Genomic DNA, 24,094 nt, shown 5'->3' on the forward strand with positions numbered 1-24,094 from the left:
TCAAAGGGTAGCTATTTTTTTACACTTTTGACAATTTCCTCGGCAATCTTGTTCAGTGGAACAACAGTGTCAATATATCCAAGTTCAGCAGGTGTCTTAGGCATTCCGTAAACAACACAACTGGCTTCATCCTGTCCTATGATATAAGCGGCTTTGTCTCTGAGGACAGCAAGTCCTTTAGTGCCATCAGAGCCCATGCCTGTCATTATTACCGCCGTTGTTCTTCCGACGTAATAGTCGCCGACGGAACGGAAGAGGTAGTCAACAGAGGGTTTGCATGAGTTTTCCGGTGGGTCATTGGTGAGTTTTATTCTGCGGTTCTGCCCGTCAAGTCCCGCAACCAGTTTCATCTGTTTTCCACCGGGAGCTATATATACAACATTTGGGAGTATGTTTTCACCATCTTCTGCCTCTTTTACATGAAGAGCACATTTTTTATCAAGGCTGTTGGCAAGAGATTTTGTAAAAACCGGAGGCATATGCTGCACAATAAGAACGGGAACACCAAGGTCTCCAGGGAGTTGAGGCAGCATTTGGGAAAGGGCATTGGGTCCCCCGGTTGAAATTCCGATAGTGACAATTTCCGATTTACTTTTCCCGGCAGTTTTTTTCCGGTTCAATGAAGTAAATTTTCTTGGAGGCACCTTGGTTACCGAAGGACGCGCTGTTCCTGTAGTTTTACCTCGTAATGCAGGTACTCCTCTGGACTGGGCAAAGGCCTTGAGCATGGGTTGAAGGAGTTGTTTTATCGCTTTTTTTCCTTCAGCCTGCCCTTTGGTCTGTGGTTTGAGAATAAAATCGAATGCTCCAAGTTCCAGCGCTTTCATGGTCATGTCACTGCCTTCAGCAGTGAGTGTAGAGAGCATTATCGCCCCGATTTTCGGGTATTTTGCGCGTAGTTCCTGGAGAACTTCAAGTCCATTCATAACCGGCATTTCAATATCAAGGGTCAGGATATCCGGCTGAAGTGTTTTTATTTTGGCGAGCGCGATTTTTCCGTTATGCGCTACTCCAGCCAGTTCCACACCGGGAATTTCTTCAATGACATCAGATATTGCCTTACGGTAGACAATGGTATCATCCACCACAAGAACTGATAATTTCTTCATTCCTATCATAATTATTTATTCTTTATCTCTATTTCAGGGCTGGCCAGGTTTTGGTTCCAGGTGTTAATCATCAATACTCAAAACCTTGTCGACATTTAAAATACCAATAAGATTATTTTCGGTCTTGTAGACACCGGTAAAAAATTCTCCCTGGATCCCACGCATATTTGCAGGAGCAGGCTCCCGGCGCTCCATATCAGCTTCAACGACATCGCTGATTTTTTTTACAAGCAGACCGACATGGCCACCGGAAGAATTGACAATAATATTTCTCGGATCCTGGGTGATATCGGTTTCTCCAAGACCCAGCTTTTTCCCAAGGTCAATTATGGTTACAATCTGCCCGCGAAGATTCAGGATGCCGAGAACATATTCCGGAGCCTGGGGAACCTTTGTCATCTGCATGAGCTTGTTTATTTCCTGAACTTTCAGAATATCCATGCCACAAAGGGCATCACCGACATAAAACGTCGCCAGTTCAACTATATTTTTACTGCTTGCCTGTTGCTGATCTGTCATAATTACACCATTGAGTTTTGCCAGTACCTATCCGAAAACTGCATTTTCAGACGGATACGTGTTAAGCTTTTGAATCAAGAATATGGTTTTATTCTTTTCCTGCATTTTTTATCAGTTCAGGTGGCGTCACCTGAACTGACCATGGGTGAACTTCTCAAAATTGATACAGTGTTCATGAGAAATGCGCGTTAGTGTATCTTCTTCATATAATCATGGACCGACACCATCAACCGTTCCTTGTCGAGTTTTATATGATATTCGTTTACACCTACTGATTTTCCCATTTCAATATCTTCTGCTGAGGCCAGGGTCGTCAGTGCGATTATGGGTAGATCCTTGAACTGTTCACTGGCCCTGATTCTCTGGGTGAGTTCAAAACCATTCATATTGGGCATTTCTATGTCGGTTACCAGCATCGAAATCTTGTCTCCATTTTCCTGGAGCAGGTTCCATGCTTCCATACCGTCCTCGCCTTCAATGACGTTGTAACCCACTTCGGTCATATACCCCTTAACCTGATTCCTGAAAAATTTTGAATCTTCTGCAATCAGTATTGTTGGGGGTTCTCCCTCTTCAATCGCTTCAAAATCAAAAGTTTCCTGCTCTTCGAACCATTGAGGGAAGAGGGTCTGAACCATTTCAAATACATTGACAAGCATTGTTGTCTGCTGGTCTATGATTGTTGACCCCATGATGCCCGTCTGGCTCAAGGTAGTGTCATCAATATCGGCTGCAATTTCAAGGGCATCAATTGGGCCGATGGCAAGAAGACCAACGGCTCTCTTTGCGATATTGAAGACTATTACCAGCAGGTTTTCATGATCAGCGAGCGGCTGGACCATGGCAACATCGTCCACACAGATAAGACTGAGACTGCCTCCCCTGTATTTCATAACACGTTTGCCGCCCAGATCTTCAATGTCGGACCGTTTGATTTTTTCAATTCGCTCAACCTGGTTGAGAGGTACACCAAACTGTTCTTCCTCCGAACTCTTGAAAATAAGAAGAGACTGTTTATCTTTCTTCGCCTTTATGGCCTCCTCAGCAGCCTGGGCAACTTCAGCCGCCCTGTCTGAACCGTCAAGTGAGGTCAGATTTGCCATCCTTGCCAGGTTGCTCACATCAAGAATCAGAGCAATCCGCCCATCTCCCATAATGGTGGCTCCAGCATAGCCCTTGCATTGCTGCAGGTGTCTGCCAAGTGGTTTGATAACAATTTCCTCGGAATCCTGGAGCCGGTCCACAATGAGGCCATATTTCATGGCTCCGGTTGAAACTACAACGATATTCAGTGCGCTGGAAGCAGAGAACCTTCTGTCAAGGACTGATCGCACAGCAGAGCCGTCTTTCTGGGATTCTCTTTTTTGGACATCATTTTCAGTGTTGAACAGAGGAGAGTTCCTACCCCTTCTGTCACTGATCTGTTCCCGTCTGTCCGGTTTGGCTTCGTTGCTTTCCGGATCATAATAAGTACGTTGAATTCCAATGACATCTGCAAGCCGTATTAACGGGAGAAGGTTCCCACGTAATCTTACGACTTCCGCGTCACCCACTCTTTCAACACGTTCTTTCACCTGGCCTGCCGGAATACGCAGCAATTCTTCCAGATTAACCTGGGGGATTGCATACCTCTCACCTCCTGTTTCAATGATCTGGCAGGGGATAATGGCAAGAGTCAGTGGCAGTTTAATGGAAATGGTAGTTCCGACACCGATTTCAGAAATAATGTCAACGTGACCACCCAATTGATCAAGATTGGTTTTGACCACGTCCATACCGACACCTCGGCCGGAGACATCTGTCACCTCTTTAGCTGTGGAAAAACCGGGAAGGAAAATGAGATTGATCTTTTCCTTTTCGGACATGGCCTGAATCTGTTCTGCTGTGAGCAGGCCCTTGTTGACTGCACTGTTGGCCAGAGCATCACCATCCAGACCTTTACCATCATCACTGATCTCTATTACGACCTGACCGGCTTCATGATAGGCTTTGAGAATAACCAGGCCTGTCTCGGATTTGCCACTTTTCTTCCTCTCGTCCGGCATTTCAATCCCATGGTCAACAGAGTTTCTGACGAGGTGGGTGAGAGGATCATTAATGGCCTCGATGATTGTTTTATCCAGCTCTACATCTTTACCTACAATGGTAAGATCAATGGATTTACCAAGTTTTTTTGAAAGATCCCTGACGACCCTGGGAAATTTATTAAAGACATTACCAATCGGCTGCATCCTGGTCAGCATGATTGCTTCCTGCAGTTCAGACGTTATCAGGTCAATCCGTTGTCCGACGGTTTCAGCATTACGCAGATCATCTGAACCAATGGTTTGAAGGAGCTGGTTTCTACTGAGTACCAACTCTCCAGCCAGGTTCATGAGAGAATCAAGCAGACTGACATGAACCCTGAGAGATGTCTCAGCCTTGCTTGGTTTAGAGGATCCTCCCGTTGCAGGGGGGGAGTCTGTGGTTTCTGTGCCGGTTTGGGCTTTGGCTGTTGAACTGGAGGGGTCGGTTTTTCCTGAACCGGCTCTGGTACTTCCTCGGGTTCTTCCTGTGTTTCTGCCTGTGCCACGGGTTCTTCGGAATCAGCATTATCCGGTGCTGCTTCCTTATCAATTTCCTCGGGTTCTTCCTTTGCTTGTTCCTGTGGCTCTTCCGAAACAGTATTTTCTGGTTCTTCTGTTTCTGCACTTTCTTCAGCCGTTGGTGGCTGAGAAAAAGATCCATCGGCAATGGCGTTCAATGGAGTAAGGTGTGAAGATATATCCACTTCGTTACTGTTATGAACGTCTTCGATCATACTTTGCAGTTGATCTGATGCAATGAGGAGGACATTAATTATTTCAGGAGTGGGTATCAGTTTTTTACTGCGTATCATACCCAGAACATTTTCTGTTGCATGGGACAACTCCTGGATTGTGGTGAGTCCCATGAAACCGGCACCTCCCTTAATGGAGTGTGCTGCTCTGAAAACCTTGTTTACCAGATCCTCATCAATATTGGCTCCCGCTTCTTCAATGGCGAGAAGGTCATTTTCGATGTCTGCGAGATGCTCGAGTGATTCCTCAATAAATCCTTGCAATATTTCGTCGTCTTCAATTTCCATAGCCTGCTCCATGCAATAAAGATAATGTTCAAAATATATTACTATCTTTATTTATGCATACAGGAATAATAATGTACAGGGTATGGATGAAAAAAATCATCTCAATTCCGTACTTCATAAAATGAAAAAGATAATTTGTGTCTGTCCGGAAATGAGATTTTTTAATCGAGTTCAGGTAAGCGTAGACTCCGAGGAGCATAGAAAAAAACGCATAGTATATCAGGAATATGTTGATGTTTTTATTATTCGTAGCGACGCAGAAATCGGGCAAAAAGGCCATTTTAGGCAGGCACTGAAAAGACAAACCGTTAAAAACCCAAGCAGCCTGAGATCATTTACATTGAAACCAGTGTAACCTCATAGGTGAGATGATGCCCGGCAAGGGGATGATTGTAGTCAACGGTAAGACTGTTGCCGTCTCTTTCTACAACTGTGGCTGGGATCTGCTGTTCAACGCCATCTTTTTCCACTTTCAGCGAAAGGATCATACCGGGTTTCGGGTTGAGTTTTTCTATTATTTCTGGATTTTCAATGGTTTGTAGCAGTTCTTTCTGTCTTATTCCAAAGCCTTCTTCCGGTGGTACTCTGACCATTCTTGTTTCTCCCGGATTCATCTCCCGGATGGCAAGTTCAAGTGTGGGGGGCATTTCACTGTTACCGATGGTGGCCTGTACCGGATTTTCAGGCGTTACCTCTTTGAAGATTTCTCCATTGTCAAGTTTACCCTTATAAAAAATAGTTACTGTATCGCCTTGTTGAGGATTTGACATAACTGACTCCATGTATTTATTATTTTCTGAATCTGTAATTATCGGGTGATTTTGTTTTTAAGCAGATATGAGCATTTTTTATTTTTCGTAGCGACGAAGAAATCGGGCAAAAAGGCCATTTATGGACTGGCACTTTCTAAGAAGTGAATACTATAGGATAACAGTCGATTTTTGCAAGACAGTCGGAAGATAAAAATTCTCTGTGTCTTGACAAAATCAAGGACTACGTCTAATTTAACACTTTTTTGTTTTTTCTGTTTCTTGACCTCAAAAGAAAAATCCACCTAAATCCTGCAATTGGCAAGTTCGGAGTCGTCACTACCTGCAGAAGTGCAGGATTTAGGTTCCATTTTTTCAAGGCACCACTTATTCATATAAACAAAAAAGATACCATGATATCACTGAATTTTGAAAAATCAGCAGATGGACTTCTCCCCGCCATTGTCCAGGATTACAGGAGTGGTGAGATATTGATGCTGGCCTATATTAACAGGCTGGCCTGGGAAAAAACCCTTGAAACCGGCAAGGCACACTTCTGGAGTCGTTCAAGAAGCAAGCTCTGGCTGAAAGGAGAATCGTCCGGGCATATTCAGATAATTCATGATATTCTGGTAGATTGTGATGAGGATACTGTTGTTTTTAAGGTTGAACAGCTGGGGAACGCAGCCTGCCATACCGGGCACAGGTCATGTTTTTATCGTAAGGTTGAAAATGATAAATTTATTGTTCAGGGAGAAAAAGTTTTTGATCCCGAACAGGTTTATGGAAAGACATGAGCTGAAGTGCAGGATTAAATTAAAAAAGTATAATAAGAAGTAATGGAGTTGATATATTATGACACAGTTGAAACTTGGTCTGCCGAAAGGAAGCCTGGAAAAGGCAACCATTGAACTTTTTGAAAAGGCTGGCTGGCTGATTAAACCGGCAGCCAGAAATTATTTTCCGGAAATAGATGACCCTGAACTGGATTGCTCTATCTGCAGGCCACAGGAGATGTCGCGTTATGTTGAGAGCGGTATGCTTGATGCGGGTATTACCGGAAAAGACTGGACGATGGAAAATGAGTCGGATGCTGTCCTGGTATGTGATCTTGTATATTCCAAAGTGAGCAGGAGACCAACAAGGTGGATTATTGCCGTTGCCGGAGACTCTGAAATAAAGAGTATTGAAGATCTTGAGGGAAAAAAAATTGCCACTGAACTGGTGAACGTTACCCGTCGTTTTTTTGCAGAGAAAAAAATAAATGTGGACATTGAATTTTCCTGGGGAGCAACGGAAGCCAAGGTTGTTTCCGGGTTGGCTGATGCCATTGTTGAAGTGACGGAAACGGAATCTACCATTCGCGCACATGGTCTCAGAATTATTTATGAACTGATGGAATCAAACACACAGTTTATTACCAATAAGGCAGCGTGGAATGATCCGTGGAAGCGTGAAAAGATTGAAAATATAGCAATGCTTCTCCAGGGAGCGTTACGTGCCGATCGAATGGTTGGATTGAAAATGAATGTACCCAGTGAAAAACTGGATGAGATTGTCAGCGTGATTCCCAGTATAAACGCTCCGACAGTTGCAAATCTCTACAATCAGGACTGGTATTCGGTCGAAATAATGGTTTCTCAGGAAGTTGTACGCGATCTTATTCCACGGCTTAAAAAATGCGGGGCGGAAGGAATTATTGAATATGCCCTTAATAAACTGATTTGATCTTTCAGTAATTAAACCTGCATCAGTGACCTGGTCCCCCAGGAAAAGGGGGAGGGTTTAAAGGCTGTCACAGGTGCAGGGAATAATAAACGGTATCATGCAGATCCGGGAGAGGTTATGAATTTTTCATCGGTTGATTTTCTTTTAAGTGTTCACAGTCTGAAACAGCTGCCGATTCCAGATCTGCCTGAAGTTGCTTTTGCCGGCCGCTCCAATGTGGGGAAATCGAGCCTTATCAATAAACTGGTTGCCAGGAAAAACCTGGTCAAGGTCAGTGGTCGGCCGGGAAAAACACAGGGGTTGAATTTTTTCCAGGTGGCGGACGAATTTTACTTGGTGGACCTGCCAGGCTATGGTTTTGCCAGGGTTTCAAAGTCTATGCAGAACAGCTGGCAGGACCTGATTTCCAGCTACCTTGAAACCAGGGAAACTCTGAAATGTGTTGTGGTCATAATGGACATACGACATGAACCAAAAAAAATGGATGGACAACTCCTGCAATGGCTGCGTGAACAGTCCATCACAATTTTGCCGGTCTATACAAAAATAGATAAACTGTCCGGCAGTAAACGACAGAAAAACGCCTCTCTTCTTGATGCCGGCCATGGTATCAAATCATCAGAACGAGTCCTGTTTTCCGCAAAAACCGGGCAGGGCAGGGATGAACTTATCGTTAGATTGTCTGCTGTTCTCCAACCATAGGACTAACCTGAAAAAGTACTGTTTTCTTTAATTGCAGCACCTCTCCTGCAAACAAAATAGTTCACTCTTCAAAAATAACTGCAAGTCTTTCCTGCTGATTTTCTTATTACATTGTTCAGAAAGATGTTAAAATGATTCAGGTTAAAAGAAAATATCAGGTATCTGTCTTTTACAGGAGAAAAAATGGAAGAGCTTTCCAAATCCCAGAAGGCCCGTATCGCTATACGTACTTTTAAAATTCATGCTGATTCTCTAACTCTCCAGGGATCTTATAAACCTTCCGGAAGGACAGGGGAAAAACTGGCGGAATCACTGAGACAGCTCAGTCCGGAAATATACGGTTCCATGACTGATTCGAGAATCGTCGAGTTGAAAGGATTGGAATATGTGATAGACAGGATGCCCTGCGGCATTGAGAACTGCACTCGGCTAATTCTTACCGCACAGGAGGATTTTCATGAGACATCGTTCACTGAAATTCTTCCTTTGAAGCGAAGGCGGGTATCCTATGCTGTATCTCCACATGAAATGTGTTTTGTCATAACGCGTGGTAAAAGTGAGATTTACGATATTCTCACCCATATTACCTTTCTCAACAGTGAGGCCCAGAAAATTTACAGGCAGGCTTTTCATTCAATTGAAGGCATGAGTCCCGAATGGCGGGAATTTGAAAAGGTTGTGCTGGCTAAAAGGGAGCTTGTCGGTGGTGAACTGGATCAGGCTATCTGGAACCTGTCGATTATCCTGGGACGTACATATAGAGAAACCAGGGATACATACGAATATTTTGAGAAAAACAGGAAAGAGCATAAATCTAATAATGGTCTGTTTGCCCTGATCTATCAGATCGGTATGCGGATTCGGGCCGAGCAGGAGAGCGGCCAGAATGAGTTGACCATTTATTTTACTCCTTCCTTACAGGAGATGATTGGACATCATAAATACGCGTCACTCTGGGCAGATTCCCTCAAACGTACTCTCTATCAATCAGGCCTGCATGAGAGGCCTCTCCATGTCATCAGCGCTAATATGCATTCGGTGAGGAACCTTCTTTATGGTGCGGGAACGTTGGATGATGCAGGGGAAACTGTACCGGAAGATATATATGAAATGGTAAAAAATCTGAGGGACAGAGATGAGCAGGTGATGCGTTATGGGGGAAAGAATGGTTTTGTTTTTCTTCAGGACAACACTGGTTCAAATATTGATGTGAATATAATAGATTGCAGCCGGATAGTTCCTGAAAAGCTCCATCCATCTTTGAAAGACTGCCTTTCCAACTGCAGTGATGAGCCGGTGATAATCGTCATCGATTATGCTTTCGGCACTCAGGCATTTGATATCATGGATGAACTGCTCAGCCCCTTCACTCATAATGATAAGGAGATACAGTTTGATATTCAATCAATCTCCATCATGGGTAAAGCTGGAGTCCTGGCCGGTAAAAAAGGGGATATCATGCTGGCAAATGCCCATGTTATGGAAGGAACTCCCCATAATTACATGGTGAAAAATGATTTGACTCCGGAAGATTTTGATCAGGATGTTGCTGTATTTATTGGACCGATGGTGACGGTACTGGGCACGTCCCTTCAGAACAGGGATGTTCTTGAGCGGTTTCATTCATCAAGCTGGAAGGCGATTGGTCTCGAAATGGAAGGTGGTCATTACCAGCGTGCCATCAGCGGCGCCATTATCCAGGGTCATATCAGTAGTGATATGAAAATACGATACGCCTACTATGCTTCGGATAATCCACTTGTCAGTGGTCAGACTCTGGCCTCCGGACCCATGGGCGAAGAAGGGATTGTTCCCACCTATATGATCTCAAAAATTATTCTGGAAAAAATCTTCAGCGCTTCCTGAAAATGAAAAAAAAGGAAAAAAGAACAAAAGACGCGTTTAAAGATTTTTTATATGCGCTCTCCCCTTGGGTTCTCGGGGCTGCGTGTATTCTGCTCTTTTTTGTTCTCACTCTTTTTACTGTAAACAGTTACAGACGTGAAAAACAGCTTGTCCTGGAAGCTCTGACCCAGAGAGGTATAACCGTCATGCGATTTATTGCCAGTTATGGCAGGGAACGCATGCGTGAAACGCTCCAGAAGGGCGCCAGCCCTGGAACATGGGAAGAATATGTTCAATCGGCCCTGCAGCAGGCTGTTGAACAGCCCGGCATTGACTGCGTAGTGTTGTTTGACGGGGATAATAAAATTATCGCTGCTGAAGGAGAGGAAAAATTTTTCCCCGGGGAGAAGGTTGATGTCGAAACCATTCGTTTTCTCGAGCAATTGAAAGAGGGTGATCGGACTCTTATCGTGTCTGAAAAACTTATAACGGCCAGGGATGGTGAAAAATATTTTCAGCTGGCCGCACGTTTCAAACCACTCGGTTTTGCAGGACGTTTCCGTCTTATGGGATTGATGGAAGATGGCAATAAAAGAATGATGGGTGGACATCACAGGCCATTTTCGAAGTTTAGAAGTGAAGTTGATCGTCTCTTTTCGATGAAACCTGTTCTTCTTGTTCGCCTGGAACCGAAGGAGTTCAGTACTCCCCTCAGGAACCAGATCATCCAGATGTTGATACTTCTTGTAGTCTTTATTCTTGTGGCCGTCGGAGGGTTTTTATCGCTACTGACCTTGCGCGGCTTGAAGGATTCCCAGAAAGAGCTTCGCCGGAGTGAACGATTGGCTGCTCTTGGCAGAATGGCAGCGGGCGTGGCTCATGAATTGAGAAATCCACTCAGTTCAATCAAAGGGCTCGCTATGCTGATGAAATCAGGTGAAAAAAAGGGGAGCGGGGCAATCGATGAAACCGCAGATCTGCTAGTCGGTGAAGTGGATCGTTTAAATCGCGGTATTGAAGAGTTGCTCGACTATGCAAAACCGGACCGTTTGAGAATATCAAAGGCAAACATTAATGGTATCATCAGGAAAACAAGTTCTCTGCTTGCTGTTGATCTCGACAGTCAGAATATTCAGCTTGATCTGCAACTGGGTTCTGACATACCTGATATCTCTGCTGATGAAGATAAATTGAACAGGCTTCTGCTCAATCTTTCTCTGAATGCTGTTCAGGCCATGGAGATGGGCGGTACCCTGAAGATCAGTACACGAAGAGAAGGAAAAAATATCATTATTACCGTGGCTGATAATGGTCCGGGGATTACCGAGGACCATATGAAAAAAGTATTTGACCCCTATTTCACCACGAAAAGTGCGGGAACAGGACTTGGGCTGGCCATGTGTTCAAAGATAGTGGAAGAGCATTGCGGAGAAATTTCAATATCCAGTACTGGCAATGAAGGGACAGTGGTGGTAGTGAAGCTCCCTGTTTAAAATCAGAATTAACCTACAGTTATTTGTACTGCATACTGTAGAGCAGCTCATATTCTCCACCTTGGGCGAGCAGGGTGTCATGGGTTCCCTCCTCAACAATTTCTCCATCCTTCACCACAATAATTCTGTCAGCATTCTTGATGGTTGAGAGCCGGTGGGCAATGACAAAAGTTGTACGATCCTTCATCAGGTTTTCAAGGGCTTTTTGCACCTCGCGCTCCGATTCAGTATCCAGTGCGGAAGTTGCCTCATCGAGGATGAGAATAGGAGCATTTTTTAAAATAGCCCGTGCAATGGATATCCTCTGGCGTTCACCACCGGACAGTCTGGCCCCATCTTCACCGATAATGGTTTCAAAACCTTTTGGAAGCTCTTCTATAAAACCAAGAGCATGAGCGGCATCAGCAGCTTTTCTTATATCCTGGTCACTCGCTTTCTGATCACCATAGGCGATATTGTTCCTGATAGTGTCATTAAAGAGAATAGTCTGCTGGGTGACCATGGCTACCTGCCCTCGCAGTGACTTCATGGTGACATCACGAATATCAGTACCGTCAATAAGAATCGCTCCTTCGTGGAGATCAAGAAAACGGGGGATCAGATTGGTCAGAGTCGTTTTTCCGCCGCCGCTGGGACCTACAATGGCCAGAGCCTCGCCAGTCGGTACGGTAAGGTTAATATTTGAAAGTGTCGAATTTTTGCCATCGTAACTAAAAGAAACGGAACGAAATTCAATAGTGGAGTTAAAGGGGAGAGTTCTTTTGCATCGGGTTTGTCCTGAATTTCCGGTTCCATATCAAGCAGATCAAAGACCCGGGTGGCAGCGGCCAGTCCCTGCTGGATGGTAGAGTTGATACGGGTGACTCCTTTTACAGGTTCGTAAGCGGCTATCAGGGCAGTGAGAAAGGCAAAAAAAGTACCCGGAGTTGAATGACCGCTGATGACCTCATGGCCTCCAAACCAGATAATAAGAGCGATGGCAATACCGCCGATAAACTCCATAAGAGGATGTTGCATACAGCGGTATTTTGCATCTTTTATGGTTATGGAAAAAAGAGTTTCAACCTGATCCCAGAAACGTTTTCCTTCATATTGTTCCTTACAGAATGCTTTGACAATCCGGTTGCCGGTAATAGTTTCGTGCAGGATATTTGATACATTTGCAACTTCTTCCTGGGTCGAAGTGCTCAGTCGTCTGAAGATTCTGCCGAATTTGACAATCGGGTAAGCAGCAACCGGCAAAACGATAAAAGAAAACATGGCGAGTTTCCAGTTCATGTAGAAAACAACACCAAGGAGAATGAGCACCTGGAAAAAATCCCTTACAACTCCGACCAGGGCATTGGACACGGCCTGCTGCATGAGGGTAACGTCGGAGATTATCCTGGACATGAGTGTGCCGGTGGGCATTGAACTGAAGAAGGAGAGAGACTGTTTATGGATATGGTCAAAAATGTCCTGGCGAAAATCCCGGATGACGGACTGGCCGACCTGTTCCAGAAGAAAAGTATAAATATAATATGTAACTCCCTTGAGGAAGAAGACGAGAATAACGATTATGGGGAGAAGTTTAAGGAAAAAAAGATTCTTTTCCATGAAGATCTTATCAAGCAGATCCTTAACCAGATAAGCCTGGGCGCCGGTGAATGCTGCTACGAAAATCATGGAGATCATAGCGATGATCAATTTAGTCTGGTAGGGCTTGATGGTACGGTAGAGACGGAAAATTATTTCTTTATTAGTCATGGGTTATAGTCTTTGAGATAATTTTTCAAGCCGATAAGGCAGGCGCAACTTCAGGATCACAGGTATCAGGCTGATTTTTGTGTATATTCAGAAAAATATCTGTTTCAAGGTTCGTTTTACCGGGGGATAATCGTTTTTATCTTTGGACCAGAGACGATGGAACAGGCTGAACCACTGTTCCGGGTATTCCCTGATAAATGGTTCATAGAGCTTTATGGCCCGGCTGGAAATATCATTTATATTTTCTTCATTAATTTCATCATAGGCTGGAAGTTTCACTGTATCGAAATCTATATGCATTTTTCCATCTTTCATATAATATACACTGGTAAGTACAGGAGCACCCGTGCGGAGATGGAGCATGGCCGTTCCCTTTGCGCAAGCCAGGGGCCGGTTGAAGAAAAGTACCTTTGTACCCCTGCTTGCATAACTCTGATCAAGACTGACGATGAGAAGCCTGTTTCTGGCAAGTGCCTCTTCAAAAGCTTTCATGCCATCATAACTGCTGACATGTTCCAGGCTCGTTCCGTACCTGGACCGTTGTTTCACAAAATAGCGGTCCGAAAGGGGATTTGACTGTTTCTGGTAAATAAGGCTGGTGGGGAGTCCGGAAAGATTAAACCAGGCAAAGTAAGCTTCAAACCAGCTTGCGTGGATCGTGGTGAGAATAACACCTTTTCCACGGGATAAGGCAGCTTCCAGTTTATCTCTGCCTGAAATTTCCGCATTTTCTATTAATCCTACCAGTTTTCTGCGGTGGAGGATAAAAACAAGACCGAAGCAACGGGTAAACTGCAAATAGACCCTTCTGAGCAGGCGAAGTTTTTCGCTGTGGTTCAGCTCGGGAAAGACCGTGGAAAGGTTTGCATAGGCGACTTGCAGCCTGAAGGGGAAAATTATCCAGGCAATCAGACCGAGTGAGCTGCAGAGCCAGAGAATAACCGGGACAGGAAGCAGGTTGATGAAAAAAATGACGGATCTGAGGAGAAAATATTCCAGTTTATGTTTGAGTTTCATGTTCTGTTCTACAATTGATTCCGGAAATCCTTTGATTTCAGAAAAGAGTATTTAAAAAACGAAATAGTACTACACTACTCTATCAGAGAAAAAAAGGTGTTTCTAGTTTGGATGAGTCATGAATTTTGTCTCATGGAGAAACTGACGGATTGTTATTTATCTGTTTTTGTAATATAGACTGGAATTTTACCGGACGCAGGAAGATGTATTTCCATAATTTATTGTTTTCCTCATTCTATTGAATGGGAATTAAAGGAAATTTTTTGAATACCATGTTTACAGGTGTTGAGATTACAGAGAAAGTAAAAGAGAAGGTCAATTCGGGGAGTCTGCCCAGGATCGTCTGTTTTGATTATTTTGATACACTTGTAACAAGAAAAGTATATCCTGAGGCCACCAAAAAACTTGCAGCCCGAAATCTGGCTGTGATCTGTGGGGAGAGTTGCCGTTGGCAGACCCTGTATGAACTGCGAGCTGGAATAGAAAAGAAACTGTGTAAAGAGAGTGTTGCTGCAGGATTTGATGCGGAATTTACAATTAATGATTTGGGAGAAGAACTGTTTTCCATCCTGCAACATACCGGATGGCTTCCGGACTGGATGGATGAGAAAACATTTTTTACTTGTTTTATATCCACTGAAATTGCAGTTGAAAAAAATGTCCAGGAATCATGTTATGTTTTAACGGAATTGTTGAAATTTTTACATAAAAAACAATATGAAATATACATTGTTTCAGATTTTTACTTTTCCAGAGAACAGTTTCGGCTCCTGCTGGAATATCATGGTATCAGCAAGTGTATTCATGGGATTTTCACATCTGCAGATAACAGGTTAAGTAAAGGTGGAACTGGACGACTTTATGAAGAAATTATTTCCAGATTGTCATGTAATGCCGAAGAAATACTTATGATCGGTGACAATCGGCGGGCCGACTATGATATGGCAGTCAACAGAGGTTTGCAGGCCATGCACCTGGACAGGGGTGAGCAGTATGAAAAATACAGCACACTTCAAATGAAAGAGACTGAAAGCAGTTTGGAGAATGATACTCTATCCTCCGTATTCATGGAAATACTGGAAGAACAGGAGGTCAGCTGTTTTGGAGAGATGGGATTGACCCTCTGGTATTTTATCAGGCAGCTTTTTATCAGGTTGAACAACGATTCCGTCCATGATGTTTTTTTCTGTTCCAAGGAAGGGGAGTTTTTAAGAAAACTCTTTATTCAATTTCAATTACTCTGTTTCGGGCGTGAGATTATTCGCAGTCATTATCTGCTGGTATCCAGGAAGGCAACGTTTATCTGTTCCCTTGATTCTCTTGAAAAGGAGGACTTTTCCAGGTTATTTGCCCACTACAGGGATATCTCCTTCAAAGAATTTTTATTGAGTCTTAATTTTTCCGTCAAAACCGCGAAGAAAATATGTGAACTGCTCGAGTTGCCGTATAATACGAGAATTCAGGATCTGGAAAAATCTTTTGAGTTTCAATCCTTTGTCAGCTCAGATATTTTCCGGGATTTCTACGAGATTCATCGTGTAGAACAAAAGAAACATTTCCTGTCCTACCTTGAAAGTTTTGGAAAAGAAGCAATTTCCCCATCATTCACAATGGTGGATGTGGGGTGGAAGGGTTCAATTCAGAACAATATCCGGCGCTGTCTGCCTGAAGACATTGTTGTCAATGGATATTATATCGGCCTGCTGTCCCCGACGGAGGTGACTGAAACTAACAGAAAACATGGTGTACTGTTCAGTGATGTTCCTGTTCACAGTCCGTTTATCCATGTGTTTAATAACAACCGGTCACTGTTTGAAATGCTGCTCGGGGCCACCCATGGCAGTGCAGACGGCTATTTTGATGAAAAAGTCTTTGCAGACGAAAAAGATCATCGAAAAAGCCTGGCATTTTCCCACTCTGGCAAAAATGATCAAACTGTCGTTTCCGTTCTTGATCTCCCGGAGGAACGGAAACTTTTCAAAGAGAAAATTGAACCCCTGCAGGGAGCATATCTGCAGATGAACAGGGAATTGACAAAAGCTTTTTCTTTGAGTTTGAAGAATAGTCCGGATTTGCAATGGTTTGCTGAGCGCCATGCAAGGATGGTTTTTTTCCCGGAAAAAAGAGAAGTTATATTTTTTTCCATGCTTTACCACCTGGAAAATTTTGGTCTTTTTGAGTTTACTGATTTTCAGGTCACAGGAGACATTTCATTTTCCCGGAAGGTAAAAAATCTTCGACTGCTTTTAAAAGATCCGGCAATGGTTCTTGAGACCGGTGTCTGGCAGCCGGTAATTTTACGACGCCTGGGACTGGAGTTTCTCCAACCCCTGGACGGCAGGAAAAGGTTTAAACGAATTTTTTCATGACTGCGGAGAGGGCGGGGTGAGATCAGGCAACATTGAGATGTTGTTGCTTTTTGACCAAGATTCAGATAGACTGTCATATTTTTCTCCGGCCCGGACAGCAAAACCATGTTTGCAGAGTCATATAAAATTTCATGGGTAATTTTTTCCTTTCATAATGTCACGATTTTTAAGATTTATTCATCTCATTTTTACCCAGCGTCAATTGATTCTGGCACTCTCTAAAAGAGAGATCGCCAGTCAGTACATAGGTTCCATGCTGGGGATTGTCTGGACATTCATTCAGCCGGCGGTGATGATTTTTGTCTTCTGGTTTGTTTTCAGTGTCGGCTTCAAGACAAAACCGATGAATGATGTTCCTTTTGCTGTCTGGCTGACTGCTGGAATGGCCCCTTGGTTTGTTTTTTCAGAAATTGTAGTTAAATCAGCCGGCGCTATTGTTGGGTATGCGCATCTGATCAAAAAATCAGTTTTTCCTTCCCAGATACTGCCGGTAGTAAAGCTTGTGTCGTCCATGTTCACCCATGCGGCCTTTATTCTGATATTGCTTATTCTCCTTGTATTTCAGAAGGTTTCCTTTGGTATTTATGCCCTGCAGTTCTTTTATTATCTTTTCTGTCTTTCAGCTCTTGCTCTTGGGATCGGCTGGATTGTGGCGGCACTGAATGTCTTTATCCGTGATGTGGGGCAGATTGTGGCCGTAATCATGCAGGTTGGATTCTGGGCAACACCGATTTTCTGGGATATTAATATAATGTCCCCGAAAATACAGGCCTTTTTGAAACTGAATCCGGTATTCTATATTATTCAGGGATACAGGGATTCCTTTATTTATGGAGTTCCGTTCTGGGAGCATCCCCGCTATACTCTTTATTTCTGGCTGGTAACAGTCTGCTGTTTTCTTGTCGGGGCAATGGTTTTCAGAAAGCTTAAAGGGCAGTTTGCGGATGTCCTTTAAAGGTATTGAGTAATGAAAGAAACTGTAATTTCCATAGATAACCTGACTAAGACATATAATCTGTATGATTCCCACGCGGATCGGGTCAAGGAAGCTTTCCATCCATTCAGAAAGAAATTTCACCGGCCTTTTCACGCGTTGAGAGACGTATCTCTTGAGATATTCAAGAGAGAGTTCGTCGGTATTATCGGCAGAAACGGGAGCGGTAAATCAACTCTGCTTCAGTTGATAACCGGGATTCTCCAACCAACCAGCGGCTCTCTTTCAGTGAATGGTAAAATTTCAGCACTCCTTGAGTTGGGAGCAGGGTTTAATCCTGAATTTACCGGGCGGGAAAATGTTTATCTTAATGGTTCTATTCTTGGAATCAGCAGGGCTGAGCTGGATCGCAATTTTGCAAAGATAGAGGCTTTCGCTGATATAGGAGATTTCATCGACCAGCCTGTAAAAATGTACTCCAGTGGCATGTTCGTCCGCCTGGCTTTTGCCATTGCCATCAATGTCCATCCGGAAATACTTATAGTTGATGAGGCCCTGGCTGTGGGGGATATGTTTTTTCAACAGAAATGCATAGCCCACATGGAGAAAGAAATGAAGGCGTGTACCAAGGTTCTTGTGACCCATGATATGCATGCTGTAACTAACCTCTGTGAGCGTGTTTTTGTTCTTGACCAGGGCAGACTGATCTTTACCGGGTCACCCCTTGAGGGTGTCGAATATTATACCAAGGCAATTCATAACGAACTCTACGGTAAAGAAGGTTCAAACCGTTCCGGAAGTGAGGAGGTCGCACAGGCAGTAATGATCCCCACGGAAGATGAAGCTTCCGGGTGGATTGATGTCCGCTCAGAATCTATTGCCGGGGCCAGTGATGTCATTATAAGAAAAGTCAATCTCAAATCGAAGAAAAGTGACATTGTTTCTTTCGTGAAGGCCGGTGATGATCTGTACATACGCATGATTATAGATTGTCGTGCAGACTTGGATAATGCCATTTTCGGATATATCATCAAGGATAGAATCGGCAACGGTATATCCGGTGATAATTCCCTGAGTCTGGCTTCGTCATCTTTCTGTCTGAATAAGGGGCTTCACCAGGTTTGCCTGAAAATACAATGGCCGGATATAGCGCCGGATGAATACCTGATAACACTTGGTATCGGGCAGGGAGAACATCCCCTGAATCACGTGATCCAGTGCTGGGCACATAATGTTATTCTGGTAAAGGCATTGAGTACGGACAGGGTGGTTCATGGCATTTTCACAAATCCGATTCTGGAATGCGAGGTAAGAGCAATTGATTGACAGAACATGGCATATTTCTGATCCGATTTTTGAATCCGATAAGGTTTGTCCTGATTATCGAGTTTGGCCATGGAATGGTCACAGGCTTTTTGCATATGATTTGATGGCGTTTCTTCAGCCCCGACTGTTCGTTGAACTGGGAACGTACTGGGGTACTTCCTTTTATTCCTTCTGCCAGGCGGTAAAAGACAGGGAGTTGGCAACACGGTGTGTGGCCATCGACACCTGGGAAGGTGACGATCATACGGGAAAATATGAAAACGTTGTATTTGAAACGGTTCAGTCCATTGCCAAAAAACTTTTTCCGACAACTGACATAACATTGCTCAGATCATATTTTGCAGATGCAGTAAATGATTTTGAGGATGAAAGTATTGATCTTCTTCATATTGATGGTTTTCATACGTATGAGGCAGTTAAAAATGATTTTACTCTCTGGTTTCCGAAACTGGCTGAGGATGGTGTTGTTCTTTTTCACGATATCGCAGATTCCTGTGATTATGGATCTGTAACCTACTGGAATGAGCTGCTGGATAAATATCCGGGCTTTTCCTTTCAGCATTCATGGGGGCTTGGAGTGTTGTTCCCAAAGGGTTGCAAACACTTTGATATTATGAAAAAAAACAATATTTTCGATAAAATATGGATATATGAATATCTCTCAGAGCTCAGGCTTCTCAGGATACAGAAAGAGGCTGCTGACGAAAGGGGAGAAAAACAGCACGCACTGATAAACTACCAGGAAGATCAGATAGCTCTGTTAAAGGAACAGCTCGAGGCGACCAGGAGAGAAATTGAACTCTTGAATTCACTACTGCCCGTCAGGCTGATAAAAAAACTTGGATTTGTAAAACAATAACTCTCCCGCCATGACCCACACCCGGTCTCAGAAAAAATCGATGCGCGACATGTGGCTGCTCTCAGCCCTGTTTATTGCTCTGACAATGTATTTCACTGTCACATACGGATATTTCCCAGGGCTGAAGCTGTCGGTCAATGGACTGATTAATGGTCGAGTAGACGGAAAAATTTACTGGGACTACGGCAATGGATTTAATGCATATGATTCTATTGATGTCAGGTTTTCTGCGGGTCAGCCAGTAAAAAATGGTGAGAAGCTTGGAGCAGTAACAGTTGAACCCATTGGTTTGAAAAATTTTCACTCCCATGGATATGGGGTGTGGCTGATTGTTGATAAGGAAGATATAGAGAAGAAGCATTTCATTATTGAAGGGGAACATAAGTGGGGACAATGGCAGAGATATAAGAAAAACCACACAGGCCGACAGCTGAAGTTGTATCCCGATGCTAAAATTGTGTTTTTCGACCAGGATCGTCTGTTTGCCTTTAATCTTTTCCACACTGTTTTTTCCGGTATAGCAAAAGTTTCATCAGAAAATGGCCGGGTTGCCTACTACGACGGATATGGACAAAATCGGTATGATGAGACTGAAAGATACTATTTCGGTCAGAAAACGGAAGGCCAAATAACCTCTATTATTGACCGCTACCGTCTGAAATTTGAAAAGTATCTGCCCCTGCCAAGACAGAAAATAAAAAGAATAAAAATTGTATTGGTTCCAGAGCGTTCCATCAGGGAAATAAAACCTGCGCAACTGTTGACTGTAAAAATTAAAAAGAACTTCATTGGAGACTCTGACCGCCCCGTTTTTATAAAACAGATTATTGTCAACGGCAGATATATTGACTGGAATGATGGCAGGTTGTCTGTTTCTTCGCCGGTCCAATCGGTTCAACCATTTACGCCTCGGTGGGTACAACAAAGTAATGAAAATCCGAATGCGGCAGAAATACCTACTGTGGTGAGACTTTCGGAAAAAAAGGGAAAACGTTTTTTAACCCCGAATGATGTCATAACGTTCAGGGACAGGATCTATTCTTTTGAAGTTGTTCTTGATGGTGGTGTTAAGCGAACTGATATCCTCGAGATCAGTCTTGATAATAAAAGGGTCGCTTTGTTCCGAAAAAATGATGCCCGAAAGAACGAAGTCGCTTACCTGGGAAAATCCGCTGTTCTTGCAAGTTCAATTGAGTTCAGAGAAATTCTTTTAAAAGATTCTGAGGGAAAAAAATATACTTATCCCGTTTCCAACGGAACAGCTGGTGATATCGTTCTGGATGCGAAAGATTTACGCCAGGTAAAACAAAAACGTTTTCATGGAGGATTACTGTTTGTACAGATACTGACAGCAGGGGTGATAACACTTCTCCTGTACTGGGTCAGCCGTTTGGAGTTCTGGACCCAATCTACTCAAGGTAACTGGTTCACCAAACTGTTCGTAAGGGATAAACGCTGGTTTTTCTGGTTTGTTTTTCTCGCGGGACTGGGGATTAACCTGGCTTTTCTGGCGGCGGAATGGCCAGGGAGCATGACTCCTGATTCCTTATATATCAACAGGGAGGCAAAGTGGCTGCAGTTTACAAATCACCATCCCTACATCTATTCAGTTTTCGCATTGGGGTTGTATAATATTTTTGATGCACCCCTGATGGTCATTATTGTACAGATGGTCAGCTTCCAACTGCTCTCCGGACTTTTCTTTTATACATTGTATTCAGAAGGGCTTTCATTGCTTATCCTGTTACCTGCCCTCGTGCTGCCCTTTTTCTCCCTGCCTGTCAACCTGTTCAATATAACATTCTGGAAGGATATTCCCTATTCCACCCTTGTTTTGTTCTGGGCATTTTTTCTCAGTTACCTGCTCTACAAAAAACTGTACTGCAGTGAACGTATTACCCTGAATACAAGGAATGCGGTTTTTCTGGCAGTACTGTTTTTCCTTTTGTGTTCTCTGAGATTCAATGGCATTGTTTATCTTCCTCTGATCCCATGTATTCTCTTTTATTTCTGCCACCACTGCAAAAAAGGTATTGTGACATTTGCAGTTGTTTCCACACTGCTTCTGGTAATCTATTACCTTGTTCTTCCCAATTTTGTGATTTACCATAAGCCTGCACAGAATAATTTTGCAAAGAACACACTTGAGAAAAAAACGAGTAAACTGAGTTCGATTCTCAAGAACAGCGGAAACTATTACATTGAAGATTACCTGGCCGAGAGAACGAGGGTTTTTACGGCATCCCTGGGAACTTCTCCGGTGGCTTCAACCTGGTACACTGATACGCATTTCCCACCCCAGGCCTGGCTCAGTGTTCGGGAAATGCGTAGCGATATGGTATATAACCCCCAAAGCGGTTATCTTGCTGAGAACTTCAAAAAATTATTTCGAAAAACAGCACAGTACAGCGGTCTTTTTTCTGGAAGATTTCTTTTCTGGAACAGTTCTTTTGCGTTGGTCGGCCTCTGCCTTGTGTTTTTCCTGTACCGCTGGGTACCTGTCTCCGCATTTTATTCGGGATTTTTTCTGTATCAAGCGTTTTTTATGTTTTTTGTTGTCTGGCCAAGATGGAGATATCTTTACTTTATTTATCTCGGTGGTGTTTTTCTGTTGCCAATAGTCTTTTTTGAGATAAGTAAAATGAAGAAGCGAAAACAGACTGCCTGTGCTCGGGAGAAGTAGGTTCCTGCGGCCTGTGATAATCATTTTAATGGGAGAATTGTGAAACTTATAATTCAGATTCCATGTTTTAACGAAGAGAAAACGCTGCCAGTCTGCCTTGAAGCACTTCCCAGGGAAGTGGAAGGTTTTGATTCGGTGGAATGGCTGGTTATTGATGATGGCAGCAAAGACAATACTGTTCAGGTTGCGGAAAAGTATGGAGTTGACCATATCATTCGTTTTAAGAAAAACAAGGGCCTGGCCAAAGGGTTTATGGCAGGTATCAATGCTTCATTGCGTCTGGGTGCGGATGTAATTGTTAACACCGATGCTGACAATCAATATAATGCCGATGACATTCCTCTGATAACCGGTCCGATTTTGCGAGGGGAAGCGGATATCGTTGTCGGCAGCAGGCCGATAGATGATATTGAGCATTTTTCTTCCATAAAAAAAATATTGCAGAAACTTGGCAGCAAGGTGGTTCGCAGCGCGAGTAAAACAAAAGTGGAAGATGTAACAAGCGGCTTCCGGGCAATCAGCCGTGACTTTGCCATGCAGCTGAATGTTTTTAACGAGTATACCTATACCCTTGAAACGATAATTCAGGCCGGTCAGAAAAATATTGTCATTGTTTCGGTTCCAATCAGGACTAATCCTTTTCTGAGGCCATCAAGGCTGATGAGAAGTATTCCTTCCTATATAAAAAAATCGATTGTTACCATTGTCCGTATTTTTGTAGTATACAAACCGTTTCGTTTTTTCCTTTCCATCGGTCTTATCTTTCTTTTATGCGGGATACTGACCGGGGGTCGTTTTCTTTATTTTTACTTAACAGGTGATGGAACAGGCCATATTCAGTCGTTAATTTTTGCTTCAATCATGATCGGAATAGGGTTTCAGATAGTGATGGTTGCCTTCCTCGCGGATCTCTTGTCTGTCAACCGGAGACTGCTTGAAGATATCCAATACAGGCTGAAAAAAAATGAGTTTAACAGGAACAGAGAACAATAAAGAGTTGCAGGTAAACCGGCATAGTCGTGCCTCAGGCTCGGTAATTTATGGCCTTTGGGTATTTATGCCCTTTGGGTGCAACAAAGTAATGGAAACCCGATTGCGGCAGAGCAATCTTTAGTCGCAGAATTTTCAGATAAATCAGGCAGGAAAAATGGCAGATATAAAAACTGTTGAATCATTCTGGGCATCTCATGTAAATAACGAATATTATACCAACAAAGACCGTGGTTCAGCGGAATACTGGCGGGAAATTGAAGAAAAGCGGTACAGGCATCATTACCACCTGACAGATCTTTTTCGACAATTCAGTAACAGTGAATTCAAGGATAAAAGGCTCCTGGAGATCGGTTGCGGTATCGGCATCGACTCTGTGCAACTGCATAAATGCGGGTTTAACCTGACCGCTGTGGATTTGACCCGGAACGCTATTGATATTGCCAGGGAGAGAGCTGAGCAGGAAGGTTACACAATCAGATATATGGTAGCGAATGCCGAGAAACTTCCTTTTGAAGATGAAGAAATGGATTTTGTTTATTCATTCGGGGTTCTGCACCACACACCTGATATCCAGAAATCTGTGGATGAAGTCTACCGGGTGTTGAAGAAAGGGGGTAGGGCCTATATCATGCTGTATGCAACATATTCGCTCGTTAATCTGATTCACAGATTGTTCAATATTCCCTATGAGTCTCCACAGAACATGAAGGATCACTGTCCTGTTGTGTACACATATGACAGAAAAGGCATCAATAAGTTGTTCAGTAATTTTTCCCAAATTACCGTAACCAAGGAATATCCTTTTACATATGGTTTCAGAAAGCTGACCGGATGGATGCCCCTCTTTATAAAGAGGCCCCTTGGGCATTTGTTTGGCTGGCATAATATGATAGTGGCGGAAAAATAAAACGTCAGC

At 43.4% G+C, this 24,094-nt stretch carries 17 protein-coding genes and 2 pseudogenes; 12 read left to right on the forward strand and 7 right to left on the reverse strand.

The genetic code is table 11. The features are described 5' to 3' along the window. Positions 1-11: 11 nt before the first annotated feature. The 4 genes and pseudogenes from LO777_RS06630 to LO777_RS06650 form a co-directional block, all read right to left on the reverse strand. Positions 12-1,109 (reverse strand): protein-glutamate methylesterase/protein-glutamine glutaminase, encoded by a 1,098-nt coding sequence (locus LO777_RS06630; protein WP_228856740.1) that lies wholly within the window; start codon positions 1,107-1,109, stop codon positions 12-14. Positions 1,110-1,172: 63 nt separating this feature from the next. Then, entirely contained in the window at positions 1,173-1,628 is a 456-nt protein-coding gene (locus LO777_RS06635) for a chemotaxis protein CheW (RefSeq protein ID WP_228856741.1), read from the reverse strand. A 188-nt stretch (positions 1,629-1,816) separates the two neighbouring features. Further along, a pseudogene (locus LO777_RS06640) lies at positions 1,817-4,734 on the reverse strand (chemotaxis protein CheW). Between the two features lie 335 nt (positions 4,735-5,069). Continuing rightward, positions 5,070-5,504, reverse strand: a complete 435-nt coding sequence (locus tag LO777_RS06650) for an FKBP-type peptidyl-prolyl cis-trans isomerase (RefSeq protein ID WP_228856744.1) — start codon at positions 5,502-5,504, stop codon at positions 5,070-5,072. A gap of 392 nt (positions 5,505-5,896) precedes the next feature. On the opposite strand from LO777_RS06650, the gene hisI reads away from it, so the two are divergent. The 5 genes from hisI to LO777_RS06675 all read left to right on the forward strand — a co-directional run bounded on the left by hisI (position 5,897) and on the right by LO777_RS06675 (position 11,251). Continuing rightward, positions 5,897-6,280: a phosphoribosyl-AMP cyclohydrolase gene (gene hisI, locus LO777_RS06655; RefSeq protein ID WP_228856745.1), complete on the forward strand. Its 384-nt coding sequence runs from the start codon at positions 5,897-5,899 to the stop codon at positions 6,278-6,280. A gap of 58 nt (positions 6,281-6,338) precedes the next feature. Next, positions 6,339-7,211 carry an ATP phosphoribosyltransferase gene (hisG, locus tag LO777_RS06660; RefSeq protein WP_228856746.1) on the forward strand — a complete coding sequence of 291 codons (873 nt, stop codon included), beginning with the start codon at positions 6,339-6,341 and terminating at the stop codon, positions 7,209-7,211. 117 nt (positions 7,212-7,328) lie between these two features. Continuing rightward, positions 7,329-7,913, forward strand: a complete 585-nt coding sequence (gene yihA, locus LO777_RS06665; protein ID WP_228856747.1) for a ribosome biogenesis GTP-binding protein YihA/YsxC — start codon at positions 7,329-7,331, stop codon at positions 7,911-7,913. Positions 7,914-8,096: 183 nt separating this feature from the next. Next, a complete protein-coding gene (locus LO777_RS06670; RefSeq protein ID WP_228856748.1) occupies positions 8,097-9,779 on the forward strand; it encodes a DUF6909 family protein in 1,683 nt (560 codons plus the stop codon). A 2-nt stretch (positions 9,780-9,781) separates the two neighbouring features. After that, the gene (locus tag LO777_RS06675; RefSeq protein ID WP_228856749.1) at positions 9,782-11,251 is read left to right on the forward strand and encodes an ATP-binding protein; all 1,470 of its coding nucleotides are present in this window, start codon (positions 9,782-9,784) and stop codon (positions 11,249-11,251) included. Positions 11,252-11,270: 19 nt separating this feature from the next. Here LO777_RS06675 and LO777_RS06680 read toward each other — a convergent pair whose 3' ends face one another. The 3 genes from LO777_RS06680 to LO777_RS06690 form a co-directional block, all read right to left on the reverse strand. After that, positions 11,271-11,987 carry an ABC transporter ATP-binding protein gene (locus LO777_RS06680; RefSeq protein ID WP_329955727.1) on the reverse strand — a complete coding sequence of 239 codons (717 nt, stop codon included), beginning with the start codon at positions 11,985-11,987 and terminating at the stop codon, positions 11,271-11,273. Further along, positions 11,888-12,997: an ABC transporter permease gene (locus tag LO777_RS06685; RefSeq protein ID WP_228856750.1), complete on the reverse strand. Its 1,110-nt coding sequence runs from the start codon at positions 12,995-12,997 to the stop codon at positions 11,888-11,890. Before LO777_RS06685 ends, LO777_RS06680 begins: the two co-directional genes overlap by 100 nt. Before the next feature lie 87 nt (positions 12,998-13,084). Further along, positions 13,085-14,014, reverse strand: a complete 930-nt coding sequence (locus LO777_RS06690; protein ID WP_228856751.1) for a lysophospholipid acyltransferase family protein — start codon at positions 14,012-14,014, stop codon at positions 13,085-13,087. A gap of 272 nt (positions 14,015-14,286) precedes the next feature. On the opposite strand from LO777_RS06690, the gene LO777_RS06695 reads away from it, so the two are divergent. The 7 genes and pseudogenes from LO777_RS06695 (at position 14,287) to LO777_RS06725 (ending at position 24,085) form a co-directional block, all read left to right on the forward strand. After that, the gene (locus LO777_RS06695; RefSeq protein WP_228857344.1) at positions 14,287-16,383 is read left to right on the forward strand and encodes an HAD family hydrolase; all 2,097 of its coding nucleotides are present in this window, start codon (positions 14,287-14,289) and stop codon (positions 16,381-16,383) included. A gap of 154 nt (positions 16,384-16,537) precedes the next feature. Then, positions 16,538-17,338 carry an ABC transporter permease gene (locus LO777_RS06700; RefSeq protein WP_228856752.1) on the forward strand — a complete coding sequence of 267 codons (801 nt, stop codon included), beginning with the start codon at positions 16,538-16,540 and terminating at the stop codon, positions 17,336-17,338. Between the two features lie 12 nt (positions 17,339-17,350). Beyond that, on the forward strand, positions 17,351-18,643 hold the full coding sequence (locus tag LO777_RS06705; RefSeq protein ID WP_228856753.1) for an ABC transporter ATP-binding protein: 1,293 nt from the start codon (positions 17,351-17,353) through the stop codon (positions 18,641-18,643). Next, a pseudogene (locus LO777_RS06710) lies at positions 18,639-19,268 on the forward strand (class I SAM-dependent methyltransferase); the annotation flags it as partial. The gene LO777_RS06705 and the pseudogene LO777_RS06710, both read left to right, overlap by 5 nt. A 274-nt stretch (positions 19,269-19,542) precedes the next feature. After that, a complete protein-coding gene (locus LO777_RS06715) occupies positions 19,543-22,185 on the forward strand; it encodes a hypothetical protein (protein ID WP_228856755.1) in 2,643 nt (880 codons plus the stop codon). A 39-nt stretch (positions 22,186-22,224) separates the two neighbouring features. Continuing rightward, the gene (locus LO777_RS06720; protein WP_228856756.1) at positions 22,225-23,178 is read left to right on the forward strand and encodes a glycosyltransferase family 2 protein; all 954 of its coding nucleotides are present in this window, start codon (positions 22,225-22,227) and stop codon (positions 23,176-23,178) included. 154 nt (positions 23,179-23,332) lie between these two features. After that, positions 23,333-24,085, forward strand: a complete 753-nt coding sequence (locus LO777_RS06725; protein ID WP_228856757.1) for a class I SAM-dependent methyltransferase — start codon at positions 23,333-23,335, stop codon at positions 24,083-24,085. Positions 24,086-24,094: the final 9 nt, after the last annotated feature.

It is taken from the genome of Desulfomarina profundi, assembly GCF_019703855.1.
Taxonomy (GTDB): domain Bacteria; phylum Desulfobacterota; class Desulfobulbia; order Desulfobulbales; family Desulfocapsaceae; genus Desulfomarina; species Desulfomarina profundi.